Genomic DNA, 16,291 nt, shown 5'->3' on the forward strand with positions numbered 1-16,291 from the left:
GAACTCTATGCATTAGGGACGTGTCACCGTCAGCAACCCTAGACATTTTCGAGAAACCTAGTACGGCAAATTCTCTACCAGCGTATTTTCCGAGTTTGTGAGGGATCGCACGCCTCGCCGGGAAATCACGCTAGGAGCAGAAGGTGCTGGATATCAACCATTTCACTTACGGCTGGGTGACCCCCCTGCTGGCCTATGCCATGTCGGTCATCGGGTCGATGCTGGCGCTGCGTTGCATGGTTCGCTCGCGCGCTTCGGGCATGCACGGCGGCTGGCTCACCGCGGCCGCGATCGCACTCGGTGGCACCGGTATCTGGGTCATGCATTTCATCGCGATGCTCGGTTTTTCGGTACGCGGGGTGACCATCCGCTACAACGTTCCCATCACCTTGTTCAGCGCCGCTGTCGCCATGGGTGTGGTGTGGCTCGGATTGTCCATCGTGGTGCGTCGCAGCTGGGACAGCGCCGCGTTACCGGTCGGCGGCACGATCACCGGACTCGGCGTCGGGGCCATGCACTACGCGGGCATGTACGCGATGAAAACCGACGCCGAGATCATCTACGACCCCGTCGTGGTCGCCGCGTCGCTCGCCATCGCGGTGGTCGCCTCGATCGCGGCGCTGTGGTTCGCCCTGCACATCCACGGCATCGTCGCCACCATGGGCGCCGCCCTGCTGATGGGCGTGGCCGTCACCGGCATGCACTACACCGGCATGTTCTCGATGAGCGCGCACACCAGCGCCCACGTCGCCCATGCCAGTGGCGCCACCGCCGCCCAGCTGCTCACTCCGCTGATCATCGGCATCAGCATGGTGACCATGATCCTGCTGATGCAGGTCGGCATCACCGAAGCCGAGGACCCCAACCTCACCCGCCCGGTCCACAATCAGAACGCGAGCCGCTTCTGGCCGAGCGGGCAGAACTGAAACCTGTCGGACCCCGGTGAGAGAATAAGGAGGTAGCAAACACCGGCATGAGCTGCGGCTATGCCGAATTCACGGGGGAGTTCCAGATGCCGTTTGTCATTGCCGTCACCGTAATCTGCGCGGTCACCGGCGCACTCAGCCTCTTCGCCGCCACCGTCGCCGAAACTCGTGCGAACCGCGCGTTGCACGACTCTCGGTCCTGCTTCGTGGGCGACGGCAACCCCACGAACTCCTTTTTCGCACACCGCGCCCGGCACGACCGGCTGCACCGCCTCAACACTGCGCTGCTGATCCTGAGCGCGGTCGTCTCGCTGGCGGCTACGGGTTTCGCCGTCTACGCGGTGGCTGTCTTCTGATCACCCGGCCTGCACATCGTGCGCTTCGGGTCCGCGCCGAGTGTCGGTGACGGTGTATTCCACGCGCTGACCGTCGCGCAGCGTGCGGAACCCCTCGCCGATCAGCGCGGTGTACTCGACGAACACATCGGGCCCACCAGCGTCGGGGGTGATGAATCCGAAACCCTTGCCGCTGTCGAACCAGGTCACGACCCCACTTGGCATCAACCGACCTTCCGACTCCTGTGCCCACCAGCCTGATTCGTCAATCGTCGCATGCCGGCACCCGCGACACGAAGGGCTTTCGGCTCGAGGAGCCGATCGGGCTGTGACGAAATGGCTATGCTCCGGACACGGTCCGCCCGGACCGGGTCAGCCGCGAGAACGGGGATTCGGTGCAGCCTTCGACCGTTCGCTGCGCGGCCGAAACCGTCACGATCTTCGTCGCCACCTCGGTCGCGGCGCTCGCGATCATGCTGCCGATCAGTTTCGCCTCGCTGGCCGCGTCGCTGCATGTCGACCTGCTGGTGTTCAACGTTCCGCGGGCGATGACCGGTGCCGCGTTCATGGCGGTGATCACCGCCGCCGTCACCGTGGCCATCGGCAGCGTGCGAACGGCCCGCTGGACCGCGCTGCTCGCCCTGCTCGGCATCCTGGTGAACCATCTGGCCTTCATCCCGGACAGTTCGGACGGTCACCTCGACAGCCTGTCGCTGCCCACCTTGAACTTCATCGACGCGCTGCTCGCGGGTGTCGTCATCGGCGCCCTCGCGGTGGCGGTCTGGAACGAACCGCTGCTGCGAACCGTCTACCTGTTCGGCGCGCTCGGCGGCACCATTCTCGGCGACCTGACCCAGTCGCCCACCGACCCGGATGCCGACGGTTTCAGCGGCGCGGTCGGAGGCGCACTGCCCCTGTGGTTCATCGGGGCCACCGTGCTCGCCCTCGCCTACTTCGCGTTCACCACGGCGGCCCCGGCCCGCTCGACCATCGAAACCGCCATCCCACTGGCGCCCGTGTTCGCCGCCGTCGTCGCCTTCACGACGACCATCGTCACCGCGCTCGCTGTGGCGTCCGACAAGACCAGCACCTCCTATCTGATCATCGCCTCGATCGTCGCCATCGCTGCCGCGGTCGCCGCCGCGCTGATCCTGCCGGGACGCGAGGGCATCCTGGTCCTGTTGATGAGCAGTTTCTCCGTCGCGGGCAGCCTCGTCACCACGCTGCCGCGCTCGGGCTGGATCGACCTCGCCACCCTCGCCGCCACCGCCGCCGGCCTGCTGATCGGCATCCGCACACCACGTCCGGTGGTGGCCGCGGCGAGCGTGCTCGCCCTGGCCTGCTTCGTCCTCGCCACCGATGTCTTCGCCCCGAACGCCACTCTCACCGCTGCCTTCGGCTGCCTTGCCCTAGGCGCGGTCGCCGGGTACTGCCTCGGCACTTCGGTTCCGCAGAGCCCCACGTCCGGGACCGTCGGCCTGGCGATCCTGTTCGTGCCCTCGATCGGAGTCGCCCTGAGCGACAGCGATTTCGGCCACCTCGCCTATTCGTCATCCTGGTACCGCACCGCGGACGTGGATCGCGGCATGGGCCCCGGCGTGGTCGCGATCGCCGTCGCCCTCGGCTGCGCGATCGCCGTCCTGGCCCTGATGCGCCTCCGGGCCGCGCCACCGAAGATCGTCAGCCCCTAGCCGATTCCCACCCGTATTCCGAAAACGCCTGTCCCGCCATCACCTTGCCGATGCCCACCCGGCAGTAGTCGACGATCTCGTCGGGCAACCCCGCGGGCTCGAACCAGCCCAGTTCCGAGCACTTTTCGGGCTCACGGTTGGTGACCAGGCCAGCCCATCGCCGCACGGTGAAGAACATCTGCACCCGCTCATCGCTGTGCAACACATGCGCGAATTCCACATCCCGAGCATCGATCTCGACCCCCACCTCCTCGCGTGCCTCCCTGATCAACCCGGCCACCGCCGACTCCCCCGCTTCCAGATGCCCCGCGGGCACATGAAACAACCCGTCCCCGAACCCCGTGTTCAGCCTGCGCCCCAACAACACCCGCCCCTGCACATCGACCAACACCAGATGAACCCCCACGAGCACCCGATACTTCTCCACCGTCACCCCCTCCTGATCGAATTTCCCACCCTAGAACTTCGAGACAGTGCCTGCCGCAGATGTTTTCGGGGTATACCCACATCATGAGTTTCCCGGTGTCCTTCGGGTTCGCCCAGGTCGGTCTCCTGGCCCTGATCGCCCTCGCTGTCCTGCTCCTGGTCACGGCCGCACTGGCCGCCACCCGCCGCCGCGGCCCCAAGGCCGTGCTCGGCCGCGCGGTCCCCGGCGCGGCCCTGCTCCTGGTCGCGGTCCTCCTGCTCTGGATCGCCACCCTCCTGCAGACCTACCTCGGCCTCACCGGCGAAATCAAAGCCGCCCACGTAGTCGCCAAACCCGTTGCGGGCCAAGAACACCAACTCGACGTCGTACTCACCCAGTTCAACGAAGACGGAACCGCGGGCCAGCCGACAACCCATCGCATCGAGGGCGATCTCTGGGCCCTACAGTCCAACATCGTCGAACTCGAACCATGGGTCAACGCCCTCGGCTTCCACTCCGGCTACAAGATCAGCCGCCTGTTCGGCCAACGCCTCGACGGCAAATCCCCCGCCCAAGACCACATCTTCCTCAACGGCGGCGACCGCGACTTCTTCGAAGACATGAACGAAAACCGCTGGTACACCAACCCCTTCATCCGCTCCGCCTACGGCAACGCCACCATAGCCACCCCCGGCGAATACGACGTCTACATCTCCCGCGACGCCATCAAAGTCCGCGAAACCGAGAACTAGACCACCCCGAAATCCTGCACCCATCGCGCTAGGACCCAGCGACCCCCTGATCCACCGGCAGCGCAGGCAACACGTTCTGCGGCAACCACGGCCCATCCCCGAACGGCAGTTCCCCGCTGCGAACCCCCAAATCTTTGCGAGCGCATTCGTAGAAGGCGTTCCGCTTGTGACCTGTCGCCTCGTAAGCGCGCAGGTAGTCGTCATGACTCATCTCGCCACCCATCGCTACGAGACTGAGCTCCCACACCGCCTTGTTCCAAAGCCGAGCAGATGCAACAGCTTCGGGGGATCCGAGTAGCAACACCATCTCCCACTTCAGCGTCTTCTCGGATTCGGCCTCGGCCAGGAGTTGCGCACCTTCGACCGCTGAAATCGGCTGCCCTGCTTGAGGGAACCCTCTCCCCGCTACCATCCGCTGCGACAACACCGCGAAGTGCTTCAGCGAGTGAGCGAACTCGCTGTACGCCACAAGCCGCCGGTCATCCCACCGACTGCCCTGAGTTCGCCGCCACTTCGACCGCTCGGTAAACGCAGCCCCGGCAAACGTCGCCCCCGCCCCGAGAAGGACTCCGCCCACGGTAATCAATTGCTGCACAACGGGATTCATCTACTCATTGTGAAGGCGATTCTGTCAGCGCACCAGCGATCCGGCAGCGCACCCGAGCGATCCGGAGACGCTCACGTATGGAATTGGGCGAATGAACGATGTTCTGCCTCATCCTGCGCGGATGTAATTGGTCCATGAGGCGGATCACCCGCATGACGAAAGGTCAGTCAGATGTCTGAACGCGATTTAGCCATGATGTACGCAGCACATGACGCATTCCGGCGCGATCTCCTGGCGCTCGCCACCGCTCCGGATCGTGAACGCTGGACCCAGTTTCGTACCCAACTTTCCGTCCACCACACTGCGGAGGACGTCGTGCTCTGGCCGAGTCTGCGCCGCCGCGGCGTGGACGCGCGGCTGGTCGAGGCGATGGCCGCTGAACACGACCGGATCGATCCGCTTCTTGCCCAGGTGAACCGGGCCTTCGATACCGCGGGACCGGTCGCCGCGCGACCAACGCTCGTGGCACTGTCCGAGCTATTGCACAACCACCTGCGGCACGAAGAGCAAGAAACGCTGCCATTGATCAACGATCGAGAATGGTCGCTACTCGACCGAGAGATGCGCCGTCGCATCGGACTCCGCGGACTTCGGGCCTATTACTCGTGGCTACTGCGGGATGTGGAGGGTGAACGCCGCCGCAGGGTACTGGCCACAATTCCCGGCCCACTCCGCTTGGTGATCTCGTAGACGGTTTGTCCGGCAACCAACCCTGCCGTTCAGATACCCAGACGGCAGACTGGAACTCAGCCGAAGAGCTCTCCCGCGCGGGTCGCGGTGACCGCTTGCAACAACCACTCGTTGAGTTGATCAACGTCGGTGGTGTCGGCGAGCAGCTTTCGCTGGGCTGCGGAGAGCTCGATTCCACGACCGGTCAGCACGGTCAACACCGAACGTGCGACGCCCTGACCAAGTCCCTGCTCCAAGCCCTGTTCGAACCCTTGCTCACGCCCCTGAGCACGGAGCCGCTGAGCGGATTCCGAACGGAAGAACGACAGATCCGTGTCCATTTTGTCCCTCCAGAGCTGGGCGGCGTCGGTGTCGGCGAGAACCTCTGCTGGATCAGTGATCGCAGGCACGTTATGCGGGCCGAGGACCAGCGGCTGCAGAGTGAAGCTGGTCCAGCTCCTGTACGTGAGGGTCATCGGTTTGCCCGCCCAGGTCGCGGTCTCCTTGTCGTGGCAGACCACCACCAACACGACCGGCAACTCGTACTTGTTGTGCAGAAAGGTTACGTAGAACGACCACGCGGCGAACCTCGTGACATTCCGTTCGACTGCGCCTCGACGATAAGCAGGAACTCGTCGTTGACGGTCGTGACCCGCAGGATCGTGTCCGCACGCCGTTCAACCGGCGTCGTCGCGGTGAGGTCGACCGAGATCTGTTCCACTGCAATGGGTTCAGGAAAAGGAAGATCAAGAACGCGGAAAGCATGACCGACTGCGGCGGCATCATGAGTGAAGATCCCGTGCATCGCCTCATGCGATGAGCTGATCATGCAGCGACGCTATCAAGGTTCGCCAGACCAGCTGACCCTGGACGCGCTCGAGTGTCGGCGGCGCCCGCGACGCCTGCGAGACCTCTCTCGCCCGCGCCGTGAGCTGGGCATAGGTAGCATGAACGAATGCCTGTGCCCAGCATCGAGCGCCCAGATCTTCCAGAACATATGACCTGGGAAGAGCTGGAAGACCTGCCTGTGGAGATCGCCTCGCAGATCGAACTGTGGGAGGGACGGGTGGTATGGGTGCGGCGCGGCCCGGGCGAGCACCAGATGGCGATGCGTCGGCTGACCGAGCAGATAGAACGGTGCGCTCGAGATGACATGTCGGCTGTTTCCGAACGATGCTGGCGAGCCAACCTCGAAACGAATGTGTTCTTCGGTAGTGCGGGAAAGTCCGACTTCGTAACCCCCGACTTCCTGGTGCATCGCTGTCTGCCGCCCTTCGCCGACGTCCGTGCTACCGATACTGTGCTGGTCGGCGAAGTCCTTTCGCCGTCGAACACGCCGATCGACATAGAAGCCAAACGCGCGCGATACGCGAGCGGCGGCATCCCGTGGTATTGGGAAGTCAGCCTGCAGCGAGACACCGGCGCGATCGGCACGGTCCGGGTTTACGGACTCGACATCGGCCACGCCGAACTCCCCGAGGGAGTCCGCCCGTTACGCCCAGCAAACTATGTTCTCGCAGGTGAATGGACCTCAGCCGAAGGCGGGAATGTTTCGTTCCCCTCTCCGTTCGCCCTCGACATCCCATGGTCCTCACTGACCTTCTGATCGCTAGAGCTCCCGAAGTCCTCCAACCCCAGCGAACCCTTGGCGAGCTCGAACTGCACCTGATCGATCTGCTCTGGATCGCCACCTCCTACAGACCTACCTCGGCCTCACCGGCGAAACAGAAGGTCTGGCGGCGGCAGAGTTTCCTGGTCAGGCCCGTACCTCTGGGCGCAGAGTCTCCGCTTGCTCCACCGCCGACGTGGGCTTGGGCGGGACGGGTTCGGGCAGCGTGCGGAACAGCAGCCAATCAGGGCGGGCATAAGGACCAACGGGTCAGCGCGGTTCGTAGGGAGGTTCCGTCGGCGATGCCGCCGATGAGGGGCGTGGCCAGGCCGCCGATGCTGACGGTCAGTCCAAGAGTAATGCCACTGGCGGTGCCCGCTCGCGTGGGCAGATAGTCGCAATGGCGCACCCAATTGCGTCTGTTTCACGCTCTGGTCTTACTCGCCGAGAACACGCCTGTGACCGCAGTGGCGCACCTGTGCGGCTGGTCCTCGGCCAGCGCGTTCATCGACGTCTTCCGCCGCACCTTCGGACACACCCCGGAATGCGCAAACCACGCTGATAGATGCCCTATTCGGTCGCGCTGGGCAACGGCGTCCATCTAGCGATCAGCAACCCTTGCTTTGATATCTGGCTCGTCTTTCACCGCCGTGAGCATCGAGCTCAGCCACAGTGGCGTCTGTCCTCGATGATTCGCAATCGTGGCATCGGCACCGCGATCCCGGAGCAAGCGAACGACTTCGAGTGTCCGCCCAGCCCGATCGCGCATAATGCGCGACGGCTGCTTCTTCTACAAAAGTCCGCTCTCCCTGCCGGTGGGTCGGCTCGGAATCAACTGGTCGACCATATTTCCGAACAGCACTCCGGTAGCTTCCTGTCCTGTGACTTGTCGCATCGACACCGAGTGGGCCCAGGCCGTCGCACGGTCAGAGTTGCAACATGCGTTGCCGCGTCGCTGGTCGCACTCCCAAGTGGTCGCACGAGCAGCTGGAGCTCTGGCCGGGATCGTGGGCGACGACGCGGAGCTATTGTGGGCCGCCGCGGTTCTCCACGATGTCGGCTACTCCCCTGACCTGGCACTAACCGGCTTTCACCCGCTCGACGGCGCTCGATTTCTGCGCGACCAACACGGCGCCGATGAACAATTGACACGGTTGGTCGCCAACCACAGTTGCGCCCTACTCGAGGCCGAGGAGCGTGGACTCCGCCGCGAGTTGGAGTCCGAGTTCCCGCTCCACGACAATGACCTCCTGGTAGACGCACTGATCTACGCCGACATGACCACAACCCCCGACGGAAACCCGACCACCCCGTCCGCCCGGATCGCCGAGATCATCGGCCGCTACGGACCGGACACATTGGTGGGCAGATTCATTCAACGCGCAGAACCGGAAATCATGGCCGCTGCGACAAGAATCGAACAAGCGAAGACGAATCAGCCGAGATACGGATAGCTTCCGGACAGGAAGTCACCGATCTGCTGCCGCATGCTCGGGTGAATGTCGTAGTCGCCCAGCGCATCGGGAGCTACGAATACGACTCCATCGGCTTCGTCATTGATCGTCGGTTCGCCCGACACCGGCCGCCCGATGTAGGTGTTCTCATACTGCTGCCGCACCTCACCGTCGGTGTAGGCAACGATGTGGTGCGGATTGCTGTAAATCCCTAGGAATCCGGTGATTTCAGCCGTGATGCCCGTTTCCTCGCGGCATTCCCGGATCGCACACTCGGCCGCAGTTTCGCCGAAGTCCATGGCTCCACCGGGCAGCGCCCATTGCCCGGTATCACGCCGACGCTGCAACAGGATTGCCCCTGCCCCATCAGCTACCAGCAGATTGCACGCCACCACAAGCGAATTCGGTTTCGGTGCCTTCGGATCGTGGTAGTACTCGATTCTGCCCATGGTCGACCCCTCAATCTGGAATCCAGGGCTGCGCATCAGCCCAGATCGCGTCGAAACTCTCGGCATAGTTGTCGAACCAGCCGACATCATTGACCCGCCGGAGTTGAAAGACGGGATTAGCGCTGGCTGGCTGACCCCAGATGTGGGGATTGACCAGCAGAGTGTCGTCGTAGCGAAACAACGAGTTGTACAGGGTTGTCCCGTGCAGGCGCACCTCGCACCGATCGGCCGATAGGAGCGGGCGGTAGTAGGTGAGCGAAGCTCGGATCTTCGCGGCTAACGTGTCCGGGCCGAGGCCCTCTTCGCTACCACGGTCGATTACCGCCCTGCTGCCCGGATTGCCGAAACACATCCGGATCCGCGCACCTTGCCGTGCTCGTTCGATAAGCGTGTGGGCGACCCGCGGGTTGGATTGAGCAAAGAAGGTGCCCGAGAACACGAGCACATCGATCTGCTCAGTTGCGTTGCCCAACAACGATAGCCATGTTTCGCGAGGTACCTCAGCACGGTTGTGATAGGTGGCGACGAGTTCGACATTCGTCGGTGCGGCTCGCTCATCCACGACCGGCGGCCAGAGGAATCTTTCCTCGACCCGCAGGTGATGTGCGACCCGTCGTCGGTGACGCGGGTGAGGTACCCGACCACCGAGCCAGCGCCCGACCGTCTTCGGATCGACCTCACAGACAACGGCCAGCGACTCGGGTGCGATCCCCCGCTGGTGGAGCACGGTCTGAAGCCGGACATTCACGCCTCCAATAGAAGCCGATGTGACGGGGTCGAGCAAGCACACACGGACGTGACCGCGAAAACGTCCTGGGACGTCCCCGCCTACGTCCCAAACGCGGTTACGCAGTCCGATTGCCGACAGCCACGATGTTGACCTCACCAAACCCCAAGGGAGCCAACATGATCACCGAGCGAACCGGCATCCACAGCATCCGACGGCTGTACCTGCAGTTGCTCTATCGCTGCAACTTCGAGTGCCTGCACTGTTTCCACGGCGAGCGGCTTCGACATTCCGATGCCTTCACCGTCGCGCAGGCCTGCAACCTCATCGGACGTATGCAACGCGAGTACGCCACAGAAGAGGTGGTCCTGCTGGGCGGTGAGCCGTTCGTCTACAAGGATCTGCCACGGGTGGCGCGCTACGCCAAGCACACGCTGGGATTGAAGGTCGAAATCTGCACAAACGGATACCGGATCGGCCGACAGCTGCGCGAGATCGCACCCTGTATCGACCTGCTGCGGATTTCGCTCGAAGGGATCGGTGCGACCAACGATCGCATCCGTAATGCAGGAAGCTACGACGCTGCGATGGAATCCATCTCTCTCGCGAACGCTCTCGGCGTACCGACCGGCGCGACCCTCACCGTGAACCGATACAACATCGATGAAGTAGTACACCTCGCGGAGACTCTCCAATCGCGCGGAGTGATGCAACTCAAACTGCACCAACTCCGAGCGGTCGGGAACGCGAAGAAGCACACCGACATGCTGATCACCGATTCCGCTGCCTACACCCGGCTCCGCCGTCAACTCGCCGAGTCCGGACTCGGAATCGAAGTGATCCTCGACGACGACCTCAACGAAGAGCCCGCCTGCGCGTACTCGGCCATCAACGACACCATCGACCGTATCGAGTCAGACCCCCGCGGCGCACTCACGATGTCATGCAAGGCAGTGGGCAAGGACTCACACGCCTTCTGGTACGACAAGGCCGCTGACCGCATCGAATACCGGCCCTCTGCGCACGACGAGATCGCTCTCGGAATTCCCGACGTGGTGTACGGCCGTGTCTGATCGCCGACTCTTCGAGAGCATTGAGGGAATCGCCGGGACCGGTAAGACAACAGTCGCACCCCTGCTTGCGGAGGCCCGCCAGGCCGTCCTGGTCCCAACAGTCCCTCCGAACTTCCAGTCCTTACGCCGGGAACTGGACCACACGAGCAATCCAGACGCGCGCATGTGCCTGTTCCTATCCGCGCTCTTCACCGCGACCGACCAGATAGTCCGCTACCTCGACGCAGGTATCCCCGTCGTTGTCGAAAGCTACTTCGCCCGCTGCCTCACCACCCACCGGGCGTTCGGCGCCCGACTCGGCATCGCCCTCCCCTCCGACCTCCCCGAGCCGGTGACCTATCAGCTGACATGTGCGCCTCACGAACGACTTCGTCGGCTGGCGCAGCGTGACAGGGCGATGACCAAATGGGACATTCTGGCCGAACAGAGTGCCCAGAGCCTCGCCGAAGCAACCGATACGTGGACCACTCACCACATCGACACCACGGCGACCAATCCCGCAGAAGTTGTACGAACCATCCTGTCCCTCAACACAAGTGAGGCCGAACATGCCGACCACCAGCCTTTGGGAGCAGACCCTGACGTTCTTTCCACAGTTCGTACGCGAACTGAATGATCGCTGCGACCCCGGCGCAACAGTGACCGTCATCGGGGCCAGCGACGGCAAATTCGTCTTGCCGCTCGCGGCCGCGGGCTACCGCGTCATCGCAGTCGAGAACGATCCGCAAGCGCTGCACGGTGGCGATGTGCTCCTGCCTGTCGCCGGTCTCGCCTACGCGCCCAGCCTGGCCGAACGCGTGACGGAAGCCGGGCTGACCAGTCAGGTGCGGATCGAACCGCACGACTTCTTCGACGCAGCTCTGACAGAAATGCAAGCCGACGCAGTCTGGACGAGTTGCTCATGGCACTACAGCGCCAACCACCGCCGTCCCCTCCGCGAATTCATCGGACGGATGCAAGATCTCCTCGAGCCGGGCGGCCTTCTCGGCGCCGAATTCATGATGCCGGTCGAGGACCACCACTACATCATCGAGCACTACACAACGCCGGACAAGCTGTTCCGCCGCTTCCCCTGTGGCACTTGGGAAGTACTGCTCACCCTGCGCACCGATCCCTTCATCGAACGACCGCACGTCGGCCAGCTCCACGACCACACGCACCGCATGGGTGTATTTTTCGCTGCAAAGCGCGAACACCTCGACGAAGGGCGCGAGCTCGATGAAGCATGAATATGAAGCGACCTTCTTGGCGATCGACGTCCAAGAGGTCAAGGCAAAACTGGCTGCACTCGGCGCCATCCAGGCCTTCCCTCGAACCCTGCTGACCCGCAAGATCTTCGACGGCGACGCACTCCCCACCGGCGCGTGGGTCCGCCTACGAGACGAAGGCATGCAAACAACGTTGACGCTCAAACATGTCACCGATTCCACCACCATCGATGGCACCACCGAGATCGAGACCGTAGTCGGCGATCTCGACTCGATGGCCGAATTCCTCGTCACCATCGGGCTGAGGGAGGTCCGCTACCAGGAGAACTACCGCGAAGAATGGCGTCTCGGCGACATAGTCTTCGATCTGGACACCTGGCCGGACCTGCCCACCCTCCTCGAGATCGAGGGGCCCGACGAGTCTTCGGTCCGCCAAGCCGCAGCAGACCTCGGACTCGACTACAGCCAGGCGAAGTTCGGCAGCGTCGACACCATCTACCGAGTCGAGACAGGCCGCGACATCCTCGCGGAGCCGACCCTGCTGTTCAAGGACTTCGGCGAGTAGGCTGCCCGCTCATCCCCTGAATCTGCCGTATGGCCGTGGCACACTTCATCTGTGGACCTTGGTGATGAGCGTGCGCTTCGTTCGGACATCTTTTTCGCGCTCCGGCGGTTGGTGGAGGAGCGGGGAGGGTCGGTCACCCGGGCCGATTTGTTGGAGTTCCAGGTCGGCGATTATCCGATTCAGCTTGTCGACCGCAATCGCGGGATCCGGAACCCTAAGGGCTTCGCATCGACGCTGTCGATCATGTCCAAGCCGGGCAGCCCGTACGAGGATGAGGTAGTCGGGGACTCTCTGTTCACCTACGACTATCGCGAGGGACCCATCGATGTCGGCGACAACATCAAGCTCAGGAAGTCAGCGGAGACCGAAGCGAGAACGTCCGCTGGATCAGTGATCGCTGGCACGTTGTGGGCAGAGGACCAATGGCTGCAGCGTGAAGGTCGCCCAGCCCCGAGCGTTCTCCCTCCTGGACGACCGGTTCGAAAGGCTAGGCCAACAGACCACCACTGCACGCAACTCGTCACCGCATGACGCAATTTGGTTTCGCACACCGCGACACATTGCGCAAGTGCCAGAGCAGTAGCCACCATGCTGGAACAGCCGAGCAGCCACCACGTGGCGCTCCACTGCCAAACGCCCTGATTCCTGGAGCTGAGTCAGTCCGATCATATCGCTTCGAAACGTTGGGCCGCTTCGAAGCGATATGCGTCGTACGGTGAGCGCAAGTCTCGACGGGGTCGGGACATAAGGGGAGGTGGAAACTTGATTACGGGGCGGCAGATGCAAGCAGGGCCGAGGGACGCTTTGTTGCAGCGTTCCCGGATCTGGGACGACTACCTCCGGTGGAACACGGCGGTAGCGGATGTCGTCTACCCGGTCAGCAGTGACCCCGCACCAACCTACATGGATCTTGAGACAAATGTGCTGCACAAGATCGCTGCAGCTGCACGGTACAAAGGGCCTGATCCGCGGGCTTCTCTGTCTGAGGCGGTCCGCTCGGTAACGATCACAAACGACGGCACTTTCACGTTGCAGAGGCTCGTGGCCGAGACACGTAGATGGGCCCGGACGTCGCTCGAACCACCACCTTGTCTGGCGCTTCTTGCCTTGTCCGTACTCGCTGCAGAAGACATGGGCAGCTCCAAAGAAGGCCTCGCTGCGCACGCATACTATGCCCGATTGGCCCGACTGCTGACGCTTCCCGACGCTGACGCGGCTCTTCGCCGCCAGTATCCAAAACACTCGGAGTTCCTCTGGGGCTGTGTCAACACGTGGCTCGAAAATCTAGATGGAGAGCGTGGCCTGCCAACCGCATACGCGTTGAGTCACAGGTACGTCGGGCTCCCGATGTCCCAGGCATTAGTCAGGGCGGGAGATCGACGGAAGTTTCCGGCAATGTTCGCTCAGTTCGGGTTGAGCCCGGGCATGCGGCTGGCACCGGAGGACCTGGTCACCTACTTGGGCATGTGGCTCACGTCCGAGACATCGGCCGCCACATCCAACTTGCGGAAGCTGTGGCTTCGCACCGACTCCCACGACAGAATCGCCGCCATTGCAGCAGTGGAGTTGGCCAACTGGGATGGCGTGCTGCAAGATTCCGCTGTCACCGTGACGGCGGGCCGCGCGTTGGTCGTAGCAAACTTGCGAGCGGGATTCCTGCGGTCCAGTTTGGACCTCTCTCTGGGATTTCGACCTCTCGGCGATCTGATGGACGGCCAGATGGAAGTCCTCGAAACCGCAGGCCGATGGGTTCCATTCGGATTCAGTCCCGGAACTGCCGGTCTTTGGCGCAACACGTACACGGAGATTATCGACTTCGCATCAATGCTTGATGGGGTCGTTCGCATCCGACACAACGGCACGGTGGATGGATTCGAGTACAAGCGTTTTCCAAGAACGGTAGTTCCGCTTGTCTACGACGAGCTGCAATCAGCTTATATCCAATCAGATCGGCTCCAGCTGGGCAGCGATTCGTTACTACTTGTACGCACCAAAGATAAAACAGCGGCCGGACCGGTCCCGGAGGTCGAGCGAGTCCTAGCCGAATGCGCCCGACCTGGCTTTTCGAAGCAAACAAACTTAACTGGGCTCCCGCTTGGATGGACGTTGTTTACCAATGTTCAAATTTTCGGCGCACCCAAGTCCTCGACAAAGTTCAATGAACTGGTTCCGCTCGCCCGGAATCAGCTCACAGTAGCCGGTGGGCTACGAATTCCATCGCGGATCCGCAAATGGTCTACCTTCAGCCCTCCAGAGATCAGGGCGGCCGTCCAGAGTGAATCAAAGCTTCGTGTGACTCTCAGCAATTGTCATGACGATGAGGTCACCCATGAATGGAAATCGGCCAACGGCGCCCTAGTCGCAGAATTGAGCAACCTCGCCCTGAAGGATGGGGACTACCAAGTCGCTCTGTATGCGGGTTCCAAAACGATACCAACACAGCAAGTTTCGCTACGTCTTCGCTCAAGCTTCGATGTGGATCCTGCATGGGAGAGGGCTCCGCGGCTGACATACTCGCTCACCACGCCGCTCGGGGCATTGTCGGCATCCGAAGATGCACCCGAGGATATTTTCGTGGACGGGATGATCGCTCAGGGTGAATCTGGCATCAGTGCGACTGCAACTGCCACAGCCCGCATCTTGTGGAGTAATCCGCGTAGCGTCATCGAGCGATCAACGATCAGGATCGGAACGCCGGACCCACAGTCATGTGTCGTTACTGGAGCGCACGCGATTCAACTCCCGCCCGCTCTAGACCGACACGCCCCCAAGGTGATCGAGGGTGCGTGCAAGTCGTGCGGGCTTGTTAAGCGCTACCCTGGATGGCTGCCCCGATGGGGACGAGCAAAGCCGTCCGCCCACGATGAGTCGCAGCCGTATTTTGCGATCTCGAAGTTGCCGACAGTTGAAGGAAACCCAGCAAATTGGGACGTCGCGCTGGATGCGCTTATGCATTTGGGTGGAGGACCTTTCGCAACATTGGCGTCAGTGGCGACCCAACTGGAAGGGTCCGCACTGTTTGTTGACATATTCACCAGATCACTTGAATCCCTGGGACACATCGCAGTCGAACGCGATGACCGTTGGCAGCCCGTGAGATGGGAAGTTTCGCCAACATGTTTCGCACAGACGGCCGACGGCCGCTACCGACTTGCCGGATACTGGCCTTCCCACGCACGTGAGTCAGTGGCCTTGTTCGGAGAAGTCGATGTGGTTGAAATTCCCAGCGAAAGGGCACCGACCGAGACCTTTCTCACCGGGGTGGTCGAAATAGTCGCTGAAGGCATCGCTCAAACTGTACATACAGAGATTGCAAGCAACGCCGGCGTCGCGATTCTCGATTCGCTTCCCCGACTCTCCGACATTGGCGAGTCCTTACCTCGCATGTCGACGCCGGGGTTCGACACCGCGGAGCATTTCGATTCTGGTTCCGCCAGCTGGATTCCAACACGTGATCTGTCAGTAAGCGGCGGCTACCGACTGCGGCGTGGCTTCGAGTCCCTGTATATCTACCGCTCCGCAGCAGATATCAATACGGGCCAGGTGGCAATTACCAGCGCATATCTAGCAAAACATCTCGCCGCCAACGAAATTGGTCAGACGCTACTCTTCTACCACGAGGCATCTCAGTCACTGTTTGCACCACAGGGTTGCGAGCTCCCAGGCCTGTTCGAGCGTGCAGCAGTTGCACTATCGGGGCGCCTACCAGACGCAAAGCAGATAAAGTTCAAGAGCAACAAGCGAAAGTGCTTGGCCTACAGCAGCTTCGACAGGTACTGCGCTGACTTACTGACCACTCTGCTCACAACCTAGGGGTTGA

General features: G+C 62.3%; 20 protein-coding genes and 1 pseudogene. 14 read left to right on the top strand and 7 right to left on the bottom strand.

Translation table 11 applies throughout. From position 1 onward, the window contains the following. Positions 1-143: 143 nt before the first annotated feature. Together ACFWPK_RS01100 and ACFWPK_RS01105 are read left to right on the top strand one after the other, a co-directional pair. Entirely contained in the window at positions 144-926 is a 783-nt protein-coding gene (locus ACFWPK_RS01100) for an MHYT domain-containing protein (RefSeq protein WP_378912473.1), read from the top strand. Between the two features lie 86 nt (positions 927-1,012). Next, a complete protein-coding gene (locus tag ACFWPK_RS01105; protein WP_378912474.1) occupies positions 1,013-1,282 on the top strand; it encodes a hypothetical protein in 270 nt (89 codons plus the stop codon). On the opposite strand, the gene ACFWPK_RS01110 is transcribed toward ACFWPK_RS01105, so the two are convergent. Then, on the bottom strand, positions 1,283-1,486 hold the full coding sequence (locus tag ACFWPK_RS01110; RefSeq protein WP_378912475.1) for a cold-shock protein: 204 nt from the start codon (positions 1,484-1,486) through the stop codon (positions 1,283-1,285). A gap of 170 nt (positions 1,487-1,656) precedes the next feature. On the opposite strand from ACFWPK_RS01110, the gene ACFWPK_RS01115 reads away from it, so the two are divergent. Then, positions 1,657-2,952 (top strand): hypothetical protein, encoded by a 1,296-nt coding sequence (locus ACFWPK_RS01115; RefSeq protein ID WP_378912476.1) that lies wholly within the window; start codon positions 1,657-1,659, stop codon positions 2,950-2,952. Here ACFWPK_RS01115 and ACFWPK_RS01120 read toward each other — a convergent pair. Beyond that, on the bottom strand, positions 2,942-3,385 hold the full coding sequence (locus ACFWPK_RS01120; protein ID WP_378912477.1) for an NUDIX domain-containing protein: 444 nt from the start codon (positions 3,383-3,385) through the stop codon (positions 2,942-2,944). The two genes, ACFWPK_RS01115 and ACFWPK_RS01120, sit on opposite strands and share 11 nt — an antisense overlap. Before the next feature lie 77 nt (positions 3,386-3,462). On the opposite strand from ACFWPK_RS01120, the gene ACFWPK_RS01125 reads away from it, so the two are divergent. After that, the gene (locus ACFWPK_RS01125) at positions 3,463-4,110 is read left to right on the top strand and encodes a hypothetical protein (RefSeq protein WP_378912478.1); all 648 of its coding nucleotides are present in this window, start codon (positions 3,463-3,465) and stop codon (positions 4,108-4,110) included. Between the two features lie 28 nt (positions 4,111-4,138). On the opposite strand, the gene ACFWPK_RS01130 is transcribed toward ACFWPK_RS01125, so the two are convergent. Further along, on the bottom strand, positions 4,139-4,717 hold the full coding sequence (locus tag ACFWPK_RS01130) for a hypothetical protein (protein WP_378912479.1): 579 nt from the start codon (positions 4,715-4,717) through the stop codon (positions 4,139-4,141). Between the two features lie 171 nt (positions 4,718-4,888). Between ACFWPK_RS01130 and ACFWPK_RS01135 the strand changes: the two genes are divergently transcribed. After that, entirely contained in the window at positions 4,889-5,407 is a 519-nt protein-coding gene (locus ACFWPK_RS01135) for a hemerythrin domain-containing protein (protein ID WP_378912480.1), read from the top strand. Positions 5,408-5,463: 56 nt separating this feature from the next. Here the strand turns inward: ACFWPK_RS01135 and ACFWPK_RS01140 are convergent, their stop codons facing one another. Together ACFWPK_RS01140 and ACFWPK_RS01145 are read right to left on the bottom strand one after the other, a co-directional pair. Beyond that, a complete protein-coding gene (locus ACFWPK_RS01140; protein WP_378912481.1) occupies positions 5,464-5,916 on the bottom strand; it encodes a hypothetical protein in 453 nt (150 codons plus the stop codon). 32 nt (positions 5,917-5,948) lie between these two features. Beyond that, a complete protein-coding gene (locus ACFWPK_RS01145) occupies positions 5,949-6,215 on the bottom strand; it encodes a hypothetical protein (protein WP_378912483.1) in 267 nt (88 codons plus the stop codon). Positions 6,216-6,341: 126 nt separating this feature from the next. On the opposite strand from ACFWPK_RS01145, the gene ACFWPK_RS01150 reads away from it, so the two are divergent. From ACFWPK_RS01150 to ACFWPK_RS01160, 3 genes and pseudogenes are all read left to right on the top strand, one after another. Beyond that, the gene (locus ACFWPK_RS01150; protein ID WP_378912484.1) at positions 6,342-6,992 is read left to right on the top strand and encodes a Uma2 family endonuclease; all 651 of its coding nucleotides are present in this window, start codon (positions 6,342-6,344) and stop codon (positions 6,990-6,992) included. 401 nt (positions 6,993-7,393) lie between these two features. Next, a pseudogene (locus ACFWPK_RS01155) lies at positions 7,394-7,600 on the top strand (helix-turn-helix domain-containing protein); the annotation flags it as partial. Positions 7,601-7,876: 276 nt separating this feature from the next. Beyond that, on the top strand, positions 7,877-8,449 hold the full coding sequence (locus tag ACFWPK_RS01160; protein ID WP_378912486.1) for an HD domain-containing protein: 573 nt from the start codon (positions 7,877-7,879) through the stop codon (positions 8,447-8,449). Here the strand turns inward: ACFWPK_RS01160 and ACFWPK_RS01165 are convergent. Both ACFWPK_RS01165 and ACFWPK_RS01170 read right to left on the bottom strand, forming a co-directional pair. Then, on the bottom strand, positions 8,431-8,898 hold the full coding sequence (locus ACFWPK_RS01165) for an NUDIX hydrolase (RefSeq protein ID WP_378912488.1): 468 nt from the start codon (positions 8,896-8,898) through the stop codon (positions 8,431-8,433). The genes ACFWPK_RS01160 and ACFWPK_RS01165 overlap by 19 nt on opposite strands. A gap of 10 nt (positions 8,899-8,908) precedes the next feature. Continuing rightward, positions 8,909-9,682 (bottom strand): XRE family transcriptional regulator, encoded by a 774-nt coding sequence (locus ACFWPK_RS01170; protein WP_378912489.1) that lies wholly within the window; start codon positions 9,680-9,682, stop codon positions 8,909-8,911. A gap of 122 nt (positions 9,683-9,804) precedes the next feature. On the opposite strand from ACFWPK_RS01170, the gene ACFWPK_RS01175 reads away from it, so the two are divergent. From ACFWPK_RS01175 to ACFWPK_RS01200, 6 genes are all read left to right on the top strand, one after another. Beyond that, a complete protein-coding gene (locus tag ACFWPK_RS01175) occupies positions 9,805-10,698 on the top strand; it encodes a radical SAM protein (RefSeq protein WP_378912490.1) in 894 nt (297 codons plus the stop codon). Then, on the top strand, positions 10,691-11,314 hold the full coding sequence (locus ACFWPK_RS01180) for a hypothetical protein (RefSeq protein ID WP_378912491.1): 624 nt from the start codon (positions 10,691-10,693) through the stop codon (positions 11,312-11,314). Before ACFWPK_RS01175 ends, ACFWPK_RS01180 begins: the two co-directional genes overlap by 8 nt. Further along, positions 11,247-11,927 (top strand): class I SAM-dependent methyltransferase, encoded by a 681-nt coding sequence (locus ACFWPK_RS01185; RefSeq protein ID WP_378912492.1) that lies wholly within the window; start codon positions 11,247-11,249, stop codon positions 11,925-11,927. Before ACFWPK_RS01180 ends, ACFWPK_RS01185 begins: the two co-directional genes overlap by 68 nt. After that, on the top strand, positions 11,917-12,471 hold the full coding sequence (locus ACFWPK_RS01190) for a class IV adenylate cyclase (protein WP_378912493.1): 555 nt from the start codon (positions 11,917-11,919) through the stop codon (positions 12,469-12,471). The genes ACFWPK_RS01185 and ACFWPK_RS01190 overlap by 11 nt, the downstream gene beginning before the upstream one ends. A gap of 51 nt (positions 12,472-12,522) precedes the next feature. After that, complete coding sequence (locus tag ACFWPK_RS01195; protein ID WP_378912494.1) at positions 12,523-13,002, top strand: hypothetical protein; 480 nt, start codon at positions 12,523-12,525, stop codon at positions 13,000-13,002. A gap of 864 nt (positions 13,003-13,866) precedes the next feature. After that, entirely contained in the window at positions 13,867-16,284 is a 2,418-nt protein-coding gene (locus tag ACFWPK_RS01200; protein ID WP_378912495.1) for a hypothetical protein, read from the top strand. The last annotated feature ends 7 nt before the right edge of the window (positions 16,285-16,291 follow it).

It is taken from the genome of Nocardia sp. NPDC058519, assembly GCF_042719755.1.
Taxonomy (GTDB): Bacteria; Actinomycetota; Actinomycetes; order Mycobacteriales; family Mycobacteriaceae; genus Nocardia.